This window comes from Serratia sp. AS12 (genome assembly GCF_000214195.1).
Lineage (GTDB): Bacteria > Pseudomonadota > Gammaproteobacteria > Enterobacterales > Enterobacteriaceae > Serratia > Serratia plymuthica.
This window is the reverse complement of sequence record NC_015566.1, coordinates 1,669,873-1,691,397: the sequence shown is the minus strand read 5'-3', so window position 1 is coordinate 1,691,397 and position 21,525 is coordinate 1,669,873. Positions and strand designations below refer to the sequence as shown.

Genomic DNA, 21,525 nt, shown 5'->3' with positions numbered 1-21,525 from the left:
GCGCCGCCCGGCAAGTTCACAGCTTAATTAATTTGAGTTTTTGGGATATTGCCTTCGTCCGGCTCGGAATTGACTGCGCGAACCGCCTGCTGTGGAGTCTGCGCCTTCTGAGCATTCGCCAGCGCCTGCAACACCTGCTGAGTTGGGCCAAATGCATTGACGGTACCGTTCACCAGCAACAACAATTTGCTGGTCATCGACAGCAGATTGGTTCGATGGGTAATCAAAATCACCGTTTTATTGCGTTGCTTAAGGAACAAAATCGCCTGATTCAGCGCCTTTTCACCGGCATCATCCAGGTTGGAGTTAGGTTCGTCCAACACGATCAGAGAAGGATCGCCATACAACGCACGCGCCAGGCCAATGCGCTGCTTCTGCCCGCCAGACAACCCTGCGCCACCGTTGCCTATAACCGAATCATAACCATTAGGGAAACGCAGAATCAGTTCATGTACACCAGCCAGTTTGGCGGCCTCAATCACTTTCTCTGAATCGATAGCGTTAAAACGCGCGATATTCTCGGCAATGGTGCCGGCGAACAGTTCAATGTCCTGCGGCAGGTAGCCGATATAGGGCCCCAACTCGTCTTTGTTCCATTGATAAATATCGGCGTTATCGAGCCGTACAATGCCTTCGCTTACCGGCCAAATACCGACCAACAAACGCGCCAACGTGGATTTACCGGAAGCGCTTGGCCCAATAATCCCCAGCACGTCGCCCGGTTGAATGGCAAAGCTGACGTTATGCAATACCGCATCCGCTTTGGACCCCGGCGGCGTGGCGGTTACGCCTTCTACCGAGATAACGCCTACAGGCCGAGGCAACGACATGCCCATACCACGCGGCGGGTGCTTATCAAGCAATTTTACCAGGCGTTGATAGGAGAGCTTGGCTGAGCTCCAACTTTTCCAGACGTTGATCACCTGTTCAATCGGTGCCAGCGTGCGCCCCATCAGAATAGAACCGGCAATCATCATTCCGGGAGTAATGTGGCCGTCAATCGCCAACCATCCGCCCAACCCCAGCACCAATGATTGCAGCGAGAGACGAACAAACTTGGTGATTGAGGTAACGGTGGTGGCGCGTTCGCTGGCCACACGTTGGCTATTGAGGAAGCGCTGGTGCAATGTAAACCAGCGCTGTTTAAGATTAGGCAACATGCCCAATGCCTCGATCACCTCGGCATTACGCAAGTTGGTGCTCGCCAGGCTGCTGGACATGATGGACAGCTTGCTCGCCTCGCCCAAAGGTTTCTTGGAAACCATTTCGTTGATAACCGCCAGGGCGATCAGCAACAGCGACCCCACTAGCGCAAACAAGCCAAGCCAAGGGTTGAACAGGAAAATAACCAGCAGATAGATCGGGAACCAGGGTGCATCGAAGAAAGCGAACAAAGCGCTGCCGGTAAGAAATTGGCGAACGGTAGTTAAATCACCCAGCATCTGTCCTGCATCGGAAGAGCCATTTTTAAGATTTGCCTCATACGCCGCAGTATAAATACGGGTATTCAAACGCATATCCAACTGGCTGCCGATACGGATAACCACCATGCTGCGGACATATTCCAATAACGCCATCATGCCAAACATACCCAGCATAATCAGCGTTAGCATCAGCAATGTGATCTCATTACGCGACGGAAGCACCCGGTCATAAACCTGGAGCATATAGATAGAGGGAACGAGCATTAACAAATTAATAAATGCGGTAAATATGCCAACGGTCCAGAAAATTTTGCTGCGTGTCCGTATAACATCCGCAATTTCATTGCGCGGTATAAATTGGTTCACTTTCTGCCCTTACATCATGTGCACTGTCAGCCCAATCCGCATTGATTTCTTCTAAGGAAATTCCTAAAGGGGAAAACCAAAAAAATCCTAAAGAAGACTCACCCCAAACATGCTCGAGACTGCAGATACTTTTTTTAACTATAGGTAGAGAAAGTGGATATCGGCAAGGTGGAACACGAAAAAAACCTCTCGCAACCAATTAACCTAAAACCAGTTAAAACAACAAGATGAAAGGCAGCATGAATAAAGGGGGATTACTCAGTAGAGAGATAAGTCAGAGATGATGACACTGCTCACAAATAAAAAACGGGGAGATTTAACCTCCCCGTATTATTTAACAACTAACAGTTTCAATGGAAACTATTACTCTGCGGAATTTACACTCACGCGTAATGCAGAGTATCGATCAGTTGTTGGTGGTTTTGACCTGTCAGGTAAACAACGCTGTCGTTGGTATCCAGAGTGTGGTTATTGTTGTTATCAATAATCACATAAGAACTGGCGTTATCGCCGCTCCCGCCGAACACCACAGACGCTACGCCCACTTTCGCGGTCAGTGAGTTACTGCTATCCAAACCGAGGATACCACCCAACAGGCCAATAACGCCGTTGGTCAAGCCACCAACCAAAGTCCCCAGCAGGGCATCCAGAGTATCGGAAGCACGGGTACCGTAATCCGCTACCGCGGTGCCGCTGGTATCGCTGGAAATTGTCAAGGCAGAAGCAACGTCGACAATTTTGTCTTTGGTGCTGTCAAAATCGGTGATGGTAATACCAGCCTGAGTATTACTGGCCTTCGCTTCGAAGGTATTTGCACCACTCCCACCGGTCAACGTGGTATTGCCGATCGCCGCCAGGTTATCGGCAGCTGTAGAGCCTTCCACTGTCAGTTGGTAACCATTCAGACCCAGGGCAGTCAGAACAGGCGCCAGCAGCGCGGTAGTGACAGCACTCAGTGGCAGAATGTTCAGCAACTGAACAATGATACCGTCACCGGTACCGCCGTGGCTTGAATCAAGATTCAGGCCGCCAGTATTGGCCGATGCATCGATATCACGGACGTTGCTGTAACCGCTACCCAGAGTCAGGTCAAGCAAGTGATCGCCGGTAACGGTGATGTTTTGTACCTGAGCATTGGTCCCGGTCAGCGACAAAATATTGTCAAAGTTACCGGTACCACCGGAAGCGATGTTCACGTCGGTCAATGCCGTTGGGAACAACAGGCTACTGCTGCTGTTTAACGCCAGAGAGCCTGCATTCACATCCGAAGAGCTTGTAGCGGTAAAATTAACATCAAAGTGATTGGTCGCATTCTGCAGGAAAGTAATTTCCACGCTGCTTGCCGCAGTCGCATTACCCGTAACTTCCAACTGTGCCGAGCTACCGCCGGCGGCGTTAATCACTTTCACCGCTTCAGCCAGGCCAGAGAGTACGAAGCCTTGTGAACCGATGTTGGAGGTTGCAGCCTGAACGACGTTATTGGTCAGCCCTGTGGTGCTGGATTCTGAGATTGCATTACCGGTTAACACACCAAAGTCAAAGGTATGGTTTGCCGCAGTTGAGCCGGTGTTGACCGTTGCCTTACCGATATAACCCGCCAGATCCAACTTCTCGAAATTGCTGAACTGAGAAGAGTTACTGCTAATGGTCGCGGTACGCACAACGGCGTTGCCTGACATCACGACGTTTTTGGTAATAAAGTTGGCTGAGATAGTGTCAATACCGTTACCACCGTTACCCTGAATGTTCGCGCTTACCGTATTGGCTCCACCAACAGCGGCGTTACCCAGCCATTTCAGGCTGTCGTTACCTTCGCCCAGGTTGAACTTGGCGGTTGAGGTCGCGAGACCAACGTTCGCAGCAGCAGTAACCAGCACATCATCCGCACCAGAACTGGCGTTAAGAATAACGGTGCCGTTATTTACGGTGATATCGACACCCGGGTTAACCCCGTTGTCTGACAGGTTAACCGTTGCTGCGCTGGTGCCGTTAATGGTGAGATTCGCCAGATGATCGGCGAACTTCAGGTTAACGACGCTGGCGGCATTGGCGGCAAGCAGGACATCGGTCAATACCGCAGTTTCGGCATTACTGATCTGATGTGAAGCCCCAGTGTTAACGGTCCCTGTGGCGTTGCCACCAGCCGCTGTTGTGCTCAGGGAGGCTGCAGTTTTGTACAACAAGCTGGTGCCGATATCAAATTCAAACCCGTGTTGCTGGGTTACAGTTGTGGTATCTGTTGCCGTTGAATTACGTAAATCATTGATGATAGCGAGAGTAATGGCAGACTTATTAGTACCCAAAGCAACGTATGGTGCCAGTTGAGCGGCAGTACCCGCAACACCATGTACATCTTTATAAATTAGCTGAATATAGTCATTCAGCGTAATCCCTTGCGGGAAATGGATACCAAACTCACGTGATACCAAGGCTTCCTTAATTATACCATCAGCAGTTTTGGCACCACGTTCAAGTTGTCTTGAAAAACTGCTTAACCCTAAAGCATCTATCCCACGGTCGAAAACCGACAAATAGATGGAAGCCAACTGCTCTTTAATTGCGGTACTCGAAGGGAGATATCCGTCATTATAACTCGGGGAGCTTAGCACCAGCTTTTGTTTAGCGGCGAGATCCGCACCCGATGTGATTGATTTTAAAGAATCATAGACATTGGCGATAACTTGAGCTCTGCTTGTTCCACTTGTAAGTTCATTTAAATAGGTATTAAGCTCTGAAGTAGTAGGATCACGTAAAAAACCAGCTTTAAAGATACTTTTCACAAAGTTACTGGCAGTGGCAGTTACTAACCCTGGCCTAAGTTGTAATAATGCAGTTGCAGTATCTGCCTCGGAAACAGTCCCGCCATTGATACCAGTACCATAGGTTTGAAGTATAGTATCTGTTGGATAGGTCCCCATGATGTAAGCTAAACCTTTAACAGTCGTCCCCCCTAGCCCTGTCGCAGCCCCATCCCCTGCGTAAAGCGCCGTGTTCAAAGTCTGCTGGAAAGTTTGCTGTTGTGATAATATAGTGTTATCAAAACCATTATAAGTAACTAAATCAACAGTTAATGATACAATATTTTGAGCTAACGTATTACCGTTAGACAAATAACCAGACAGTACCGCCCCAGAGGGCGCAGCCCCATAGACTTTAGTATATATAGTCGTCAAAATATCAGAGTCTGATTTTCCACTATATAATGTTTGCCCATCGTTGGATGCCAGAGTGGCACTAACAAAATCGCTTGTAGATTGTAAGCCATACTGGATATTCTGAGCCTGCAAGTCAAAAAAGGCCTCCCCCGCTTTCTGTCCCAGTATCGCGTAGTAAAGAGCAACAACATTTGTCTGAACCGCTAAAGAAGCCATAAAACCCCCAGTCATTCAATATGATGGACGATAAATTAAAAAATCACAAACTGCGATTTAAGTTAAGTACAGGTTACTTTAGCTGTCAAGATTCATAAAAATAATAAATACCCTACTGCAAAAAAAAACATTCCAAACCAATAACCATATGAGAAACATTGATAATAGAACACAGCTACCAATGGGTAATCCCTTCATTTTTAACGGTGCGATAAGATAAGTAGAATCAGGCTACGCCCTAAATGTGTCACATCGGCGTGAAGCCATTCAGTACCATATTGGGCCTCTCATGATTATAGGACCACTACAAAAGCGCTCAAGCAGAGCGAGCGCTGGTGTGTGGCAGCCGCTTTTGGACCTTAATATGGTGGACGATTTTAACCACAAGGCCTTGCGATAGAGATTGACCTGAATATCCCGGCACAGCTTGTCGTGAGAGGACTGTCTGGCTGAATATAACAGTGGGCGGTCTCACTAATCCCTGAATGACCTGACGCCCGAAGAGTAGCGGTTGATGGCTGAAAACACAAAAACCTTAAAGAGTGCATGGAAATAAAGCGGGTGTTCTTACATAACAAAAGATGTCTGTCCTTTGAGGGAAAGAAAAAGGTAAAACTGATAAAAAAAAAGCCCCTTATCATGATAATGACAAGGGGCTTTGAAAAATCAATAACCTCTACTACTAAAATTCTATAACTTATTAAATAATATTATAACCAATGAATATGCGAAAATGTAGCTGTAAACAATACAGCACGCCCCGAAACCCTAATTTTAATAAAAATAATCACTCAGTCGCGTGCGTCTTGTGATTGGTCAAAATATAATAATATGTCAGGATAATGAAGCTATCTACTGTAAAGAAAGAAACTGTCGCGGTGAATATAGCCAAGATCGCAACATCATAACTGTCAAGTTTAAGAATAACGAAAAAGAAAATAACTCCAATTAAACCAAGCAATCCCATATCCATTATCAAGCCAGAAAGGCCTACTGCAGGAACCATTCCTTGATCGGTCAAAAACTTAATCATGGGCTGATAATCAATAATACAATTATAATCGGTATTGCATCCGTATAATAGGTTGCCAATGTTCATATGAAGCATTAAATATGATGCCGAGAGTCTATGGGCAACGGATTCATTTTGGGTAAAATACTCTGGGGAACCAATATTCAAAAATTGAGCTAAAGAAACAAAGACAACTATGAATCCGATAAAGGTAATAATTACAGGAACTTTCCTTAGCAATCTTCGCATAGGATGAAGAATAAAGAACAGAACTAGAGTAATTGAAGACTTTGAAAGACTAAATAGATAACCAAGCAAAAACAGAGTTTTCTCCATCAAGCTTATCTTATTATCGCGGAAACGTATCATAAATGAAATAATAAGCAATGAAGCAAAGAAACCAGCTTCACGAGAAAGACCCGACATCCTTGGGAATAAGATTACAGTATATTGGTTAGTATACGTCATCGTCGCAAACTCGCCCCAGAAAAACTTTGAAATGGAGCCTGGACCTATTGCTGCAGAATATGATGGGCTTATCTGGTATGCTATAAATTGAATAACACACCACGTTATGGAAATAAGCATGCATACATAAACTTTATTTGTAATTTGATTTCCCATCTTAACTAAATAAGAAACGCCAAGAATCAAGACCAAAGACTTTAATGCAAGATCGTATCTAAAAAATAGCAGGCACATACTGAGCCAAACAAAAATACACAACAATACAGCTTTAGGTATTTGATTGAATGTTCTGATATATTGGAAATCAAAAAACACCAATGGGATCCACAAGTAAAGAGTGGTATTTGCAACAAAAGGACTTAGTGGACTGGCTATTATAAAAAGGGCGATAAGCCATCTTAATGCTTTTAGATAAAAAGATTCATGAGTTACTTCAGGATCTAATGCAACATTTTTTATTACTGTTGTCATCATATTTCCTTACAATGAAAAACATATAAACTAACGGCCAATAAAAACAAAAATGCACTCGCAATAGATCCTACTACGAGTGCGTATGAACAATACACTAGATTAATACGCGCCATCACGCTTAAGAACAACATTAATTGTTTTAAATAAAATAACAATATCGTTCCATAACGCCCAATTTTTCACATACCACGCGTCAAAATACACTCGCGTATCATAGTCAATATCGTTACGTCCGCTGACTTGCCACAAGCCGGTCATACCAGGCTTAGCCATGAAATAATAATCCACATCTCCAGCGTACCGTTCCAGCTCGGCTTCAACGATTGGACGGGGACCGACCAAACTCATCTCTCCAATAAAAACATTCCATAGCTGTGGTAGCTCATCAAGGCTGGTTTTACGGATAAACGAGCCGATTTTTGTAACGCGTGGATCATTTTTGAGTTTGAAATCCTTATTCCATTCTTCACGTGCTTCACTGTCACGCTCGAGTAACTCAGAAAGAACTTCTTGTGAGTTAACAACCATTGAACGAAATTTTAGACACTTAAACTTCTTACCATCGCGCCCCACTCGCTCATGGCCATAGATTGCCTTTCCACCATCCTTCGAAACCATATATGCCAGAAGTAACAGGATAGGGGACAGGATCAGCATAATTAAAGACGAACCAACTATATCGAACAACCGCTTAACAAACCGTGATGAGCGCTTAGCCAAATTGTTATTGACGCGCAAAATCATAACTTCATGACTAAAAATAAATGACATGTCAGTTCCATAGAGTGGCACCCCTCGTAACGTTGGGATCACGGAAACCGAACGACAATGATGTTTAGCTAAGTTCTTAAGCCACCAATCGCGTAAACTATGCTGTTCAAACTCAAGGGCAACTATAAATTGCGTATTTTCAACATCCGCAATTTCCCATAATTCCTGCTCACTGTTAATTACAGATATCCCAAGGTACTCTTTTTCACAAGGAGAGTCAGTACATACAAAAGCTGACACACTAAAACCAAGGATTTCTTCACTTTGTAAGGCTGCATAAGCCTCAAATGCATTTTTACCAGAACCAATAATTATCGTATTCTTTTTCCATAGCTCGAATTTATTCAGAATACGCTTTGTTAAACTCCTGCCAATAGGGACCATTATAATAATAAGGGCCCATGTAATTAACCACAATAATCTTGAAAAGTTCCATTTAGAGAATGCGACCAATGCCAAATCTAATATTGCAAATATGATCAGTGTCCGGATAATTTCCTTCAACTCAAACCAATATGGCTTCCTATATGAATAGTGACGGAGTCGAGTCCAAAACCATCCCATACAAATTAGCGATAAAGTAAAATGAGATAGAAATCTCATGTTAATTTCACTTTCCGGAATAAAATCTGTAACACTCACCGATGTAAAGTAAATAATAAAATAAGCCAACAATATTGCCGCATTAAAAAATATGACATCAGAAGTGGCAAGAAATATTTTTGGGGAAAGTCCACTCCAAAAATGATTATTTTTTTTCATCAATTTTACCCATTCCTAAAGGCCTCGTGGTTTCATTAAAATTTCACAGTATCTAGCTGGCCTAATTTTATCTATAAAATTCACACTACTTATGGATGAACTAGTAATTTATTTTTTTATTACTTTCAAATTCATTCCACTTTGAAACTATATAATTATTCATTTCTTTTCGGAATCTTTCTGACGAGAATTTCATCGCATGATCACGGCAATCTTCTGCAACGAATTTATCCTCAATTTTTTCAAACTCTTGCACAGCATCCTTTATAGCCTGAGAATTTTGATTATAGAAGAGGATACCCGTTGGCTGAGGCACACCATACGGCCTAACTGTTTCCAAGGACCCCCCTTTGCCAAAAGCAATCACTGGCGTACCACAGGCTTGAGCCTCAACAGGTGTGATGCCAAAATCTTCTTCTGCCGCAAAAATAAATGCTCGAGCTCTCTCCATATAGCTTTGCATAACTTCATTACTTTGGTACCCCAAAATTTCAATATTACTCCCTGCTTTTGACTTTATCTTCTCGATTTCACTACCATCACCTATTACCACTAATTTTTTTTCTGGCATGGCCGTGAATGCATCGACAATTAAATCCACACGTTTATAGGGTACTAACCGTGATGCTGTGACATAAAAATCTTCTTTCTCTTTCTGGAAATTGAATCTATCGACATCCACTGGAGGATAAATGACATCTGCATGGCGGCCATATACCTTCTTAATTCGACGAGCAATAAATTGAGAATTAGCCACAAAATGATCGACACCATTAGCCGTACGGCAGTCCCATAAACGAATTTTATGCAACAGCCATTTTGCTAACGCTCCTTTGATTCCATTATTAAGACCAGCCTCCCTCAAGTATTGATGCTGCAAGTCCCAGGCATAACGAATCGGTGAATGAACATAGCTAATATGGAGTTGGTCTGGGCCCGTCAAAACCCCTTTAGATACAGCATGAGAGCTAGACAGGATAACATTATGTTGTGAGACATCTAATTGCTCAATGGCCAGAGGCATTAGTGGAAGATATTTTTGATAAATTCGTTTAGCTCTCGGCAAACGTTGTATAAATGTTGTCTTTGCATGCTTGCCATTAAAGTTATTTCTGGACTCATCAGATAAAAAATCCACTACTGAATAGAGTTCAGCATTAGGATAAATTTCAATAAATTCTTTAATAACTTTCTCAGCACCTGCATAAGTGACTAACCAATCAGCTACAATGCCAATGTCAATCGTATCCTGGGACATTAAACTCTCCTGAAGCCTAAAAAAGGGTTTATCATAATCATGTAAAGTTTAAAAGCCGTTAAACGGTTATATTGACCCTTGCAAGTCATCGATAATCAAACTTAATTTTTTAGCCGAGTTATGCCATGAGAATCGTTTAATATTCTGATAACCTTTCTCAATTAATTGAAGTCTGGCATCTGGATTAGTTGCTATAAATTTCATTGCATTTTTAATTTCTTCTTGACTGTTAGGATCAAAGAAAAGAGCACTATCAGATAAAACCTCAGGCATTGAAGCAGCATTCGAAGACAATACTGGACAACCACAAGCCTGAGCTTCCAGAGGTGGGATTCCAAATCCTTCGTAAAAAGAAGGGAAAATAAATGCGTAAGCTTTAGAGTATAAATTAGCAAGTTCATCATCAGATACACGACCTAAAAATTCTATCTGATTACTCATTTCACCAACAAATTTCTCAAATTCAATCCCATTAAAATTTTTGCTTTTCTCACCAATAATTTTCAAGCTGAAGCCACTGAGCCCCTCTGTTTCAGAAAAAGCTTTAACTAACCCATGGAAGTTTTTATGAAAATTCGGAGATGACACAGCTAAAAAGAACTTATCACTCGCATCTTGCGAGCTGCATCCAGAATTTCGCTTGAACACGTTACTAGATGCATTATAAATTACATTTATCTTATTGCGGTCATAATGATATACGTCGCTAATTTCCTTTTTAGAAAACTCACTAACAGTGATTAATGAACGACTATTTTTCAGCATTAATGGCACAATAATGTTATATATGGTCCTAAATTTACGAGAGTAGCTCTGTGGGAATTTTTTATAAGTTACATCATGGTGAGTTACGACCTGATTTTTATATGAAATTGGTCCTGTATTCCCAAGGTTAATTAAAATACCCCCACCACATTTTTTTAAATATCTAGGTAATTCTACTTGCTCCCAATAATGCCCACTTCGCTTACCTATCTGTACCACGTCCAATTTAGATGCGGTATCCTCTCTGAGGATATCACCAGGAGATAAGAATACTACATCAGTCCTTATTTTCTTCAACTCTAGACTTATTTGTTCAGCAAACCGCTGTACTCCTGTGAGACCCTGTGTCAAGAATCGAGAATTGACATATATCATAATATCATGAACACCCTAGTATCGTTTATTCTTCGAACGGAGAGAAAAGAATGCGAGTATAAATATTGAAAACAAGCTGACTTCAGCGTGATATCGGCAAGCAGGTATCATTCCTGCCTGCCGATAAATACTAAGGGTTAACTTTTATATTCGTACTGATAGTAATCATAATAGTTTGCAGCACGTCTTTCGACTGCGTTCAAGATGACACCTTTAATTTCGATCCCATTTTGTTCAAAGCGGCGCATACTTACTTCAATTTCTTTAACAGTATTCATTGCGAAGCGAGCTACCATCAATGACGTCCCAACATGGTGCCCTATAATAGCTGCATCTGTTACAGCCAATATCGGCGGCGTATCTATCAAGACTAAATCATAGTTTTCCGTGGCCCAACTGATTAATGTCTCAAATCGAGAGGTCATTAATAGTTCAGCAGGATTTGGGGGGACTTGCCCACGTGAAATAAAATCCATTCCGGAAATTTCGGTTTTTTTAATGGCCTTTTCTATTTCTATTTTACCTGACAAGATATCAGAAAGGCCGTTGTTCCCTTCAAAACCTAACAAACTATGCGAATACCCCTTTCGCATATCCGCATCGATGACAAGAACTTTTTGTCCAGTTTGAGAAATAACCGCAGCTAAGTTAATGCTAACAAAAGTTTTACCAATATTTGGACTAGCACCTGAAATCATCAGAACATTATTCTTAGCTTCCATCATGGCAAAATGCAAACTTGTTCTCAGGCTCCTAATCGCCTCGATTGCAAGGTCTGCAGGGTTTTCAGTCGATAGAAGATTACCCTTCCCAGGTTGATGTCGTTTTTTGTAATTAGCAAATGTTTCTTTATCTTTCTTTTGCTGCCATTCAGAGAACGGAATGCTCGCGTAAACGTTGACACCTTCTTGCTCCAATTGTTCAGGGCTTTCAATGCCTTTATGCAGCATGGTCTTGAGTAAAACAATAGTTACAGAAATCAACATGCCCAAAATTGTGGCAATGATAATTATCAATAGAGTCCGAGGTTGGACGGGTTTAATTTGAGTTATCGCAGGGTCAACAACTCGTACATTCCCTACAGTACTCGCTTTCGTTATACTTAACTCTTGTTGCTTATTCAGCAACTGCATATAAATTTCTTTTCCAGCATCAACATCACGCGTTAGTCGAATGATTTCTTGTTGAGTTTTTGGCATGCTATTAATTTTTTTGTTTAAATTACCGCGCTCATCTTCAAGTGTTTTTCTTTTTTCCAACAATGCACGATATGCAGGATGCTCTTTAGTATAAAGCTTTGAGATTTCAGCTTCTTTGAAAGTCAATTCGTTAAGCTGTGACTCCGTCGATACAATCGTATCGAGCATTGACTTAGCTTCAAGTGACAAATCAACAGACGAGTTTTGCTGCCGAAATAGATTTAATTTATTTTCTGCCGTATCTAATGACTCTTGAACTATCGGCAGTTGTTCTTTCAGGAACGCTAAGCTTTTTGCCGCTTCTTCAGATTTTCTTTCAACATTTTGCAACAAATAATTATTGCTAATGCTCTGCAATATTTTTTTAGCTAGTACTGGGTTCGCATTCAGGTAGCTTAAATTTAAAACACCTGTGTCTTTACCCTTATCAACAACCGTAAGGTTCTTAAGAACATTATTAATTGCATTAATTTGGTATAGCTTTGTAACCAAGAATACGGTGCCAGGTTCGGCATCAATATCAGTTGCCAACATAGTTACATAGTCAGAGCTTGCTAGTTGCCCAATTTTTCCTTTAAGAATTTCAACACCGTCAGAGGATAAAATATAATTTTCTTTATCCACGACTTTTAGCTCCATTTCGGAACCAATGATACTATCTCTGACACTTAAACGTGATAGCGCTATTTTAGGTGTTTCACTTGACGTTAGCTTAGCCCAACCATTACCAAAAATAGGAAATCGCTTAACAGCGATTATAGTATCAAGTCCGAGGTCATCAACCGTCTTACCCACAACCATACGAGATTGAATTAATTCAATCTCTGTAGAAGACGAGCTTGCATCACTGCTCGATATCATTTGTGACAGATCGCTAAGGATAGCATTCCCTGTCTTATTCTCTACCTGAATCAATGCGTCTGATTGATAAATAGGAGTCGCGAACATGACATATATCATGCTTGCAACAGAGAATAAAAGGGTTATCCCTATAATCAACCAACGATGATCAATCAATATACCAAATAACCTTCCGAGATCGATGTCATCATGGCTACTGCCAGTAGCGCCAGCTCTCTTATTTTCAATCATTGTCATCTCTATTAATCAATTTAGTGCTTTAACCCATTTCTGAGCCGACTCAGCCAACAGATTATATACAAACTCAAACACCTCATCGCTTTTACGATAAGGGTCTACTACTTCTTTTCTATCATTCCAATGACCGAAAAGCATAGTCTTACCTCGAGCTTCCGGCGAAAATTGACATACCGCATCAATATGTTTCCGCTCCATAACGAGGATAAGCGAACTTTTTCTGCACATGTCAGCGGTAAGCTGGCGTGCATTATGACCATCTAAATTTAGACCATATTTATTAGCAACAGCTAGTGCTTTAGGATCTGCCGAATTGCCGACTAATGCTGAAATACCTGCTGAACTGATATCTTTGTTAGGTAATAAGTTCTTTAATAGCCGCTCACCAATTGGCGAGCGGCATATATTTCCGACACAAACAATCAAAATAGAATCGAACATCATCGGTCCCTATGGCCAGTTACGAATACGTAATGTACCTTCAGTTAGGTTATTGTAACTAGATATAGTAGGTGCCAGTTGTGATATCAAACGATTCCAACGAACAATCGGAGCAGCAGTAACATAAACAATGTCATACGGTTGTAGGTGGAATTCGGTACCCATCACCATCGCGGTAGCATCTGCCATATTTAACTGATAGATATCAGCTATTTTCTTTCCTTGAGTTCCACGCAGAGGACGAATAACAAAGACCCCTGTAGCATCGGATGTATTCTGATCCAATCCTGCTGAATTGCCTAGGGCTTCAGTTAATGTCATACCACTGCGATCCATTTTTAACGTCGCTGGTGTTTTAACTTCACCCATGACAAAAACTTTCAGTTCATCATTACGAGGTACATAAACAATATCACCAGGATACAATAATTGGTTTTGAGTCAAGTCCCCATTCTGCATAAGTTTTTGTAGTGATAATATCTGTTCCTTGCCATTATGAGTCAGAACGACATTACGCCAATCAGCGTTAGCACTTAATCCTCCAGCAGCATTAATTGCATCTAAAACAGTTAGAGGGATATTAGTAATCGCCTGCTGGCCAGACTTTTCCACTTCTCCTGTTATATATGCTTTTTGTGACCTAAATGCTGCAATGTTTACATCGACCTGCGGGCTTTCGATATACTGTGTCAAACGGTTAGAGATCTCGCTTCGCACCTGACCCGCAGTTTTTCCTGCAACGTTCACTTTACCGATATAGGGATAGAAAATCGTTCCGTCAGATTGCACCCAGTTACCTGTATCACTGGCACTACGATACTGCCCTGCAGGAGTTGTAAGTTCTGGATGATCCCAGACTGTGATGTTTAAAACATCGCCGGGACCTATTTTATACTCATAGCTTTTAGTTGCCTGTTCCAATAAAGCATTTGGCTGGGCAATAATTTTGGCAGGTCGCAGTTTTGCAATGAGACCTGGTGTCATTGGATAGACATTCACCAATTCATCGATACGAAAATCACTATCTTCCTGTTTAACAATATTTTTGCTATCTGAACTAAGATGCTGACCCGGGATGACTGTGCAACCGGACAACATTGCTCCAGATACAATAATTGCTAAAACTTTAAATCTTGGATTTATCATTATTAATCATTACCATCTGAATATTGAAGTTAAATTTATTTCGATCGCTTTTGAATATGATAGATTATCTTTTCTCTTAGAGCAGTAACTTCATCACCACTAACTTCATATAGGCTATCTATAGGTAGATAATCTAGCATACCATCCCTGCCCGCAGCAATGATCGACACATTTCTTTCTAGCGCTTCCAACATAACCAATGGAACGCCTTCAAAAAGTGACGGAATTACCAAGAAATCTATATTTTTCTCTTGAGCAATCCTCCATGAGTCAGTAACCCAGCCATGAAAATCTATTGAAATATTCTTAGGAAGTTTATGCCCCATTATCCTCAAATTGTTCATGTCAGGACCATCACCAACAACATGCAGAGCCAATTTATACTCAGTAATTCCTGATAATGCATTTATAAGAATATCATGGCCTTTTTGGTGAAACTGAACGCGACCAACAATAAAAACACTTATAGGATCATCACTATTTAATTTTCGAGTCGCGAAGTTCTCAGATTCTTTTGGAACAAAATTATGAATCACTGAAACAATTGCGGATTTATTTTTTGTTTCTATTTCCTGCTTAAAGCATTCAGATATAGTAATATACTGATTACATGCTTTATAAACCCCGAATGCAAAAAAATCTTTTATTTTTGCAAGTTTTGCGCCCATCTTCCGAAACGAATGTGCGTATGGGATATAGCTGATTAATTTTTTAGATAACAGCTTGGCGGCCAAAACAAAACCGACACCTTGTAGTATATCACCCTGGACAAGAATTATTTCACTTCGCTTTGGTATGGAATTTAGAATACTGACACAGCGAAAAAAATAAAAGGGATTAAAAAAAGCATGCAAAAACTCTGGCTTCGAACTACTGGCTTTATACGTTTTATGATTTATCGAGTTTAATAACATCGCAGCCATGATTTTCTCATTATCTTCAGGCACAAGACATATGATGTTATCTACCCCCTCGCCTAGGTTGGCTATTTTTTTTATAATTTCAATGGCCATTATTTCATGCCCACCAAAAAAAATAGAGGGGAAAATGAAATAAACCGCTGTATCCTTTGCCTTCTCCGATATTATTCTAATATCATCAATTACAGTATCATCTTGTGAATAATTCATGCTGGATTTTCCATATCTATATTACACTCTTTCAGTCATCTAAAATTTATATAAGAATATTCACATGAGAATTTATAATTATGCATTAGACAGTATTGTGTATTACGCCAAAGATGCGATATTTATGCAAGCAGTAAGTTTGTTAAGATTAAAAGGTCGCCTTTGGAATAAGTATTATTCATATTTTCCAAAAGACAACCTATTATCATTTCCGAATTGAAATATCACTATCAATACAAAAAATATTGATAGGATAAATCATCGCTAACTTTGAAAAATGAGCAGGCAATATAAACGCTGCTATTCTAATTCAAAAAATTAGTACTTTGCAAATGACTTGCACTTTTCAACGAGTGCGCGGGCATATTGTAAATGCACATCTTTATTTGAAATCTTGCTATTAATCCCGATTTTTTCTCCGCTGAATTCGAAATTCACAGTAGAATTAGCTTTATCATCAACATCAATTCTATTAAAAAAGTCAAACAGCCCATCAAATCGACAGTTGTCAACTTTATTTTTAAATCCACCATTTACAAATATCACTGGTGTTCCCATTGCCAGGCATGGGAGCGCCGTATGAATTCGTGAAGTCACAACTAGTTTAGCGTTAGCCAATCGCTTTAGGAAATCATCTGCCAGTTTAAAACCTTCATCAGCAGAAATATATGGGATGATTTGTGTTTCAAATTTAGCTTTTTCTAACAGATCTTCATCGAAGTATTTAGAGAGTACTTTCTTCCTGTGTGTAAATTCAAAAGCTCGGCCGTTAAGAACTCGCTTACCAAAACGCAGCGGTTGTCGAATAAGCTCTGGAAGAGTCTTCGAGTCATACATAACGTCGATAAAGTAAATATCATCCGTAACATTATCCCTCTTATAAGTCTCTCCTAAAGTCAATGTCATACAGCCAGAATAATACGCATCGATGCCTTTAGATTGTAACATGTCCCGAGTATAGAAATCACGACAGCCTATTGGACCACATTTCTTAAAATGCTTAATTGTTGCAGGAGTAAACATTTTCTCAGCAACTGTGCTGTTAATATGAATAGATACATAAAGTGGATCTACAGCATCTGATGGCGGGAAATTTTCCGGCAAATCCATATACCAAGCATTCATTATCATCTTTACTGGATCACCAGCATATGAATTCATATGATCTCTTGGAATAAATGAGTCTACTCGAGGGAAAAATTGCTTCGCCGCAGTACTTTGAACGTAATCCCCTAAGTTAATCCAATTACGCTTTACATAAATGTCACTTTCGTATGTTAAAACACCAAACTTATCAATCATAATTGCACCTTTAAAAAAATCTATTTAAATCGATTCTTAACTAATCTGATAATATTTTTTCTTTCATGTTCCTTGACAACAAAAATAGAAAACATGACAGTAACAAAAAATAAATTAAGCAGTGTAAGGCTCACGACGCCTATAAAACCACTCATAAGGTATTTATTTAAGTAAGTACTCAATAGAATTGAAAGCATTGAAACCAGAGCTAACCTAGGAAAATCATTAAATATAAATAACCTAGCTCTCACCCCAGTAGCTTTACTGACATATAAAACTCTAAAAAATAAAAGAATAACAGCACATACTATACGTGCTGAAACCGCAATATAAATAGAAAAACCAGTGAAGTATAGTAGGAATGTCAACATCAAGGAACTTATCATAATAGAAGATACTATAAGCTGATAATTTTTTAACTTACCTATTGCATATATAGCAGTGACATAAGGTCCAGATAAAGAATCTATCAATATATAAATAACAACAATTTTGATTAGTTCAACAAGATATTCAGGTACATTATTCAACCAAATTCCGACGATAACATCCGCATCTATAAACACAGGTATCGCAGATATCATTACCACAAACGATGTCAATTTGCATGACAATGATAACAATGAAGCAACTTCCTCATTATTCCCTGCAGAGTATTGTTTTATTATTTGCGGGTTGAATGCAGTTTGCAAGGTACCGATAATTCTATTGAATGCTATCAATACTTGCTCAGCTAGCCAAATAGCGCCATTTGCGACAACGCCAACAAAGTAATAAGTCAATAATGCAATACCTTGTGATAAGCCGACCACACTCAACGACCCAAACATAGACCAGCTTGAGAAAAATAAAATCTCTTTAAGCAAACCCGTATCTTCTTTTATTCTCAAGTTTACTTTGCATATACTTAATCTTGATGTACAGAATGAGAAATAGACGCTAAACACCAGTGAATAACCAACGAGCAAAAATATTGCATACCAAACTATTTTATTTTCAAATCCGAGAAGAGTAAATAAAAAAACCATAAACCAACGTTGAAATGCATCAAAAATCCCTATTTTTGCGAAAAGATCCATTTTTTCGCTTGCTATCATTGATGCAATAAAGGGAGTTTGCATAATCTGAAAGAGCAATGAAGCAATTGATATCTGATAAACCCAAAAAATATCATTCAAGCGGGTTTCAGGAACCTTCATTTTATACATTAAAAACCACAATCCCAGTGTTTCTGCGAAAAGTACAACTAGACCACAGATAATCAGGTGTACAATTAAACTGGTATTGAAAATTCTGTTAACCCATTGAAAATCTCCTTTACCTAATCCAATAGATAAAAAACGCTGGGTTGCAAGTGCGGATACATTTTGAATAAACGAAAAAAGAATAATTATGCTGCCGACAAGACTATATAATCCGAAATCATAAACCCCTAACGCCTCCAAAACCATTCGCGATGTATAAAGCGTCGCAAACATTATAAGCAACATTCGCCCATACAGCATGAAGGTATTCCGTGCCATTACCTTTTTATTACTCACTTAGAATTCTCTTATATAAATACAAGCAAATTATACAAGGCCAGCCCCCTTCTCAATAACTAATAACTAATTATGAATAAATATAAAATTAGGGTGAACCTAGGAGACTAGTAAAATCAGCTGCGTTACAATCATAAATTCACGCAGAAATTAATGATTCTTGTTGAACAAACGTTGAATCCAAAGCAGCCATGATAATATGGGGGCTGTAATGCAGAAAATCATAAGCCTGTTAGCTTGTAAAATTACTCAATGGTCCTGTTTTCTTCCTAAGTTGGAAACAGGACCAAACAGAAAATGAACTCTTACGACAATGATAATTTCTTAGCCCATGCTAAAAACTCTTTTCCCTGTGTAGGGTGGCGTAAACCATAGGTAACAAACGCCCGCAAATAGCCCATTTTTTCTCCGCAGTTGAATGACTCTCCAATCAACTCCATCGCTTCAACCGGTTTGTGTTTTAGCAGTTCAGCAATGGCATCTGTAAGTTGAATACGTCCCCACGCACCTGGCTCTGTTTTTTCCAGAATAGGCCAAATATCGGCGGACAGAACATAGCGCCCTACCGCCGAATAATTGGATTTAAACTGAACGTCACGACCCGGTTTTTCGATGATAGAAGTCATGCGGGAACTTTCACCGGGTTTCAAATTGTTGGTCTCGCATTCAACGACCGAGTAATCGTGCAGCACATGCTCATCAGCCGCCTGCACCAGCACCTGGCTCAATCCCGACTGTTCAAAGCGAGCAATCATGTGCGGCAGGTTATCTTTCTTAAGATCGGCTTTTGCGTCATCAAGCAGCACGTCCGGCAACAGCACGACAAACGGTGAGTCACCCACCAAAGGTTTGGCGCACAACACTGCATGGCCCAAGCCCTTAGGTTGGCCCTGACGGATGTGCATCAACGTCACGCCTTTAGGCGTAATCGACTGTACCTCATCCAGTAGTTGACGTTTTACGCGCGCCTCAAGCATCGCTTCCAACTCAAAAGAGGTATCAAAATGGTTTTCGATCGCATTCTTGGAGGAATGAGTCACCAGAATGATTTCTTTAATTCCGGCAGCAACGCACTCATTGACAATGTATTGAATCAAGGGCTTATCAACGATCGGCAACATCTCTTTGGGAATAGCCTTGGTTGCAGGCAACATGCGCATACCCAGGCCGGCAACAGGAATGACAGCTTTCAACTTGGTCATGATAATCCTCTTTCTTGTGATCGCGTTTAAGCCGCAAAACTTATTTACTGTTCAATGTCTGCTTCAGCCATTGGGTAAAATCTTCACCTTCCGAAGCATGACGCAGGCCATATTGTACGAACGCTTTCATATAGCCCAACTTATCGCCGCAGTCGTGCGATTTGCCGCTCATATGGAAAGCTTCTACGGTTTCCTGCTCCATCAGGGCGGCAATCGCATCAGTAAGCTGAATTTCATCACCGGCCCCCGGCAAGGTTTTTTCCAGCAAAGGCCAGATATCCGCAGACAACACATAACGCCCTACCACTGCCAGATTGGAAGGGGCTTCTTCTCTTGTCGGCTTTTCGACCACAGCAGTCATTGGTGTGCTTGCACCTGCTGCCAGAGTAGCACCGCCGCAATCTACAACGCCGTATTTCGACACGTCTTGTTCCGGTACTGGTTCCACCATGATTTGACTGAAGCCAGTATCCGCAAAACGCTGAATCATTTTGGCCAGGTTTTCTTTACGCAGATCGGCGGTAGAGTCATCCAGCAATACATCCGGCAATAACACGATAAAAGGCTCATCGCCGATCATTGGTTTGGCGCAGAGTACCGCGTGTCCCAGACCTTTCGCTTGGCCCTGACGGACTTGCATCACCGTCACGTCTGCTGGACAGATGGTTTGCACTTCTTCCAGCAGCTGGCGCTTAACACGCGACTCCAAAACGGCTTCGAGCTCAAAGGAGGTATCGAAGTGGTTCTCAATCGCATTTTTGGAGGAGTGAGTCACCAGAACGATATCTTTTATCCCCGCAGCAACACATTCGTTAACGATGTATTGGATTAGCGGCTTATCGACCACAGGCAACATTTCTTTAGGGATGGCTTTTGTTGCCGGCAACATACGGGTTCCCAAGCCAGCTACGGGAATCACGGCCTTCAGTCTCTTTTGCATGTTTTTTATCCATAATCAAATAACTATAATGTAGCCGAACTACCCTTTGCCTTAGGTTGTTTACGTAGTGCAGAGCGGGGATGATTCAGACACGCTACCGCCCTTGGCTTTCAGCTACCAATGCACTGTCATCGTTCTCTATAGGTGACCAAGGATTCCCGCCACGCTTTAATGTAAATTAAGGCCCGTACTTTCCGCTAAGTGATAGACATGTCACAGAGAAACAAAAAAATACGTCCTTATAACCAAACGATGATACTTGTAAATGTTTATGTGCCTAAGATTCTTATACTATTACCTTAGCGATACAAGCCTAAGATGTCCGTTGAGTACCCTTTTCAGAATAAGACTACTGCTGGGGTTTTTCAGCACAAAGTGTAGCAGCTAAATGTATTCATAACGGATTGATTTAAAAAATTATTTTTCCACCGTTTTTATCAACAAACAATGAACATCCTGCTCCACAGCTGCAACTCTCTA

At 40.9% G+C, this 21,525-nt stretch carries 14 protein-coding genes; all 14 read right to left on the bottom strand.

What is annotated here, in order from left to right; all coding sequences use genetic code 11:
* Positions 1-23: 23 nt before the first annotated feature.
* Positions 24-1,790, bottom strand: coding sequence for a type I secretion system permease/ATPase (locus tag SERAS12_RS07905; protein WP_013812206.1), 1,767 nt, complete (start codon positions 1,788-1,790; stop codon positions 24-26).
* A 383-nt stretch (positions 1,791-2,173) separates the two neighbouring features.
* Entirely contained in the window at positions 2,174-5,161 is a 2,988-nt protein-coding gene (locus tag SERAS12_RS07900; RefSeq protein ID WP_013812205.1) for a DUF4214 domain-containing protein, read from the bottom strand.
* A gap of 787 nt (positions 5,162-5,948) precedes the next feature.
* On the bottom strand, positions 5,949-7,112 hold the full coding sequence (locus SERAS12_RS07895; protein ID WP_013812204.1) for a hypothetical protein: 1,164 nt from the start codon (positions 7,110-7,112) through the stop codon (positions 5,949-5,951).
* A gap of 102 nt (positions 7,113-7,214) precedes the next feature.
* Positions 7,215-8,648 (bottom strand): undecaprenyl-phosphate galactose phosphotransferase WbaP, encoded by a 1,434-nt coding sequence (wbaP, locus tag SERAS12_RS07890; protein WP_013812203.1) that lies wholly within the window; start codon positions 8,646-8,648, stop codon positions 7,215-7,217.
* A 100-nt stretch (positions 8,649-8,748) separates the two neighbouring features.
* Positions 8,749-9,906, bottom strand: a complete 1,158-nt coding sequence (locus SERAS12_RS07885) for a glycosyltransferase family 4 protein (protein WP_013812202.1) — start codon at positions 9,904-9,906, stop codon at positions 8,749-8,751.
* 66 nt (positions 9,907-9,972) lie between these two features.
* Positions 9,973-11,046, bottom strand: a complete 1,074-nt coding sequence (locus SERAS12_RS25440) for a glycosyltransferase family 1 protein (protein ID WP_013812201.1) — start codon at positions 11,044-11,046, stop codon at positions 9,973-9,975.
* A 137-nt stretch (positions 11,047-11,183) separates the two neighbouring features.
* Positions 11,184-13,337 carry a tyrosine-protein kinase Wzc gene (gene wzc / locus SERAS12_RS07875; protein WP_013812200.1) on the bottom strand — a complete coding sequence of 718 codons (2,154 nt, stop codon included), beginning with the start codon at positions 13,335-13,337 and terminating at the stop codon, positions 11,184-11,186.
* A 15-nt stretch (positions 13,338-13,352) separates the two neighbouring features.
* Complete coding sequence (locus SERAS12_RS25435) at positions 13,353-13,784, bottom strand: protein-tyrosine-phosphatase (RefSeq protein ID WP_013812199.1); 432 nt, start codon at positions 13,782-13,784, stop codon at positions 13,353-13,355.
* Between the two features lie 9 nt (positions 13,785-13,793).
* The gene (locus SERAS12_RS07870; protein ID WP_013812198.1) at positions 13,794-14,930 is read right to left on the bottom strand and encodes a polysaccharide export protein; all 1,137 of its coding nucleotides are present in this window, start codon (positions 14,928-14,930) and stop codon (positions 13,794-13,796) included.
* Positions 14,931-14,965: 35 nt separating this feature from the next.
* On the bottom strand, positions 14,966-16,060 hold the full coding sequence (locus SERAS12_RS07865; protein WP_013812197.1) for a glycosyltransferase family 4 protein: 1,095 nt from the start codon (positions 16,058-16,060) through the stop codon (positions 14,966-14,968).
* 318 nt (positions 16,061-16,378) lie between these two features.
* Complete coding sequence (locus SERAS12_RS07860) at positions 16,379-17,362, bottom strand: polysaccharide pyruvyl transferase family protein (protein WP_013812196.1); 984 nt, start codon at positions 17,360-17,362, stop codon at positions 16,379-16,381.
* A 20-nt stretch (positions 17,363-17,382) separates the two neighbouring features.
* Positions 17,383-18,903: a membrane protein gene (locus tag SERAS12_RS07855; protein WP_013812195.1), complete on the bottom strand. Its 1,521-nt coding sequence runs from the start codon at positions 18,901-18,903 to the stop codon at positions 17,383-17,385.
* 305 nt (positions 18,904-19,208) lie between these two features.
* The gene (locus SERAS12_RS07850; RefSeq protein ID WP_013812194.1) at positions 19,209-20,105 is read right to left on the bottom strand and encodes a UTP--glucose-1-phosphate uridylyltransferase; all 897 of its coding nucleotides are present in this window, start codon (positions 20,103-20,105) and stop codon (positions 19,209-19,211) included.
* A gap of 40 nt (positions 20,106-20,145) precedes the next feature.
* Positions 20,146-21,045: a UTP--glucose-1-phosphate uridylyltransferase GalU gene (gene galU / locus SERAS12_RS07845; RefSeq protein ID WP_013812193.1), complete on the bottom strand. Its 900-nt coding sequence runs from the start codon at positions 21,043-21,045 to the stop codon at positions 20,146-20,148.
* Between the last annotated feature and the right edge of the window lie 480 nt (positions 21,046-21,525).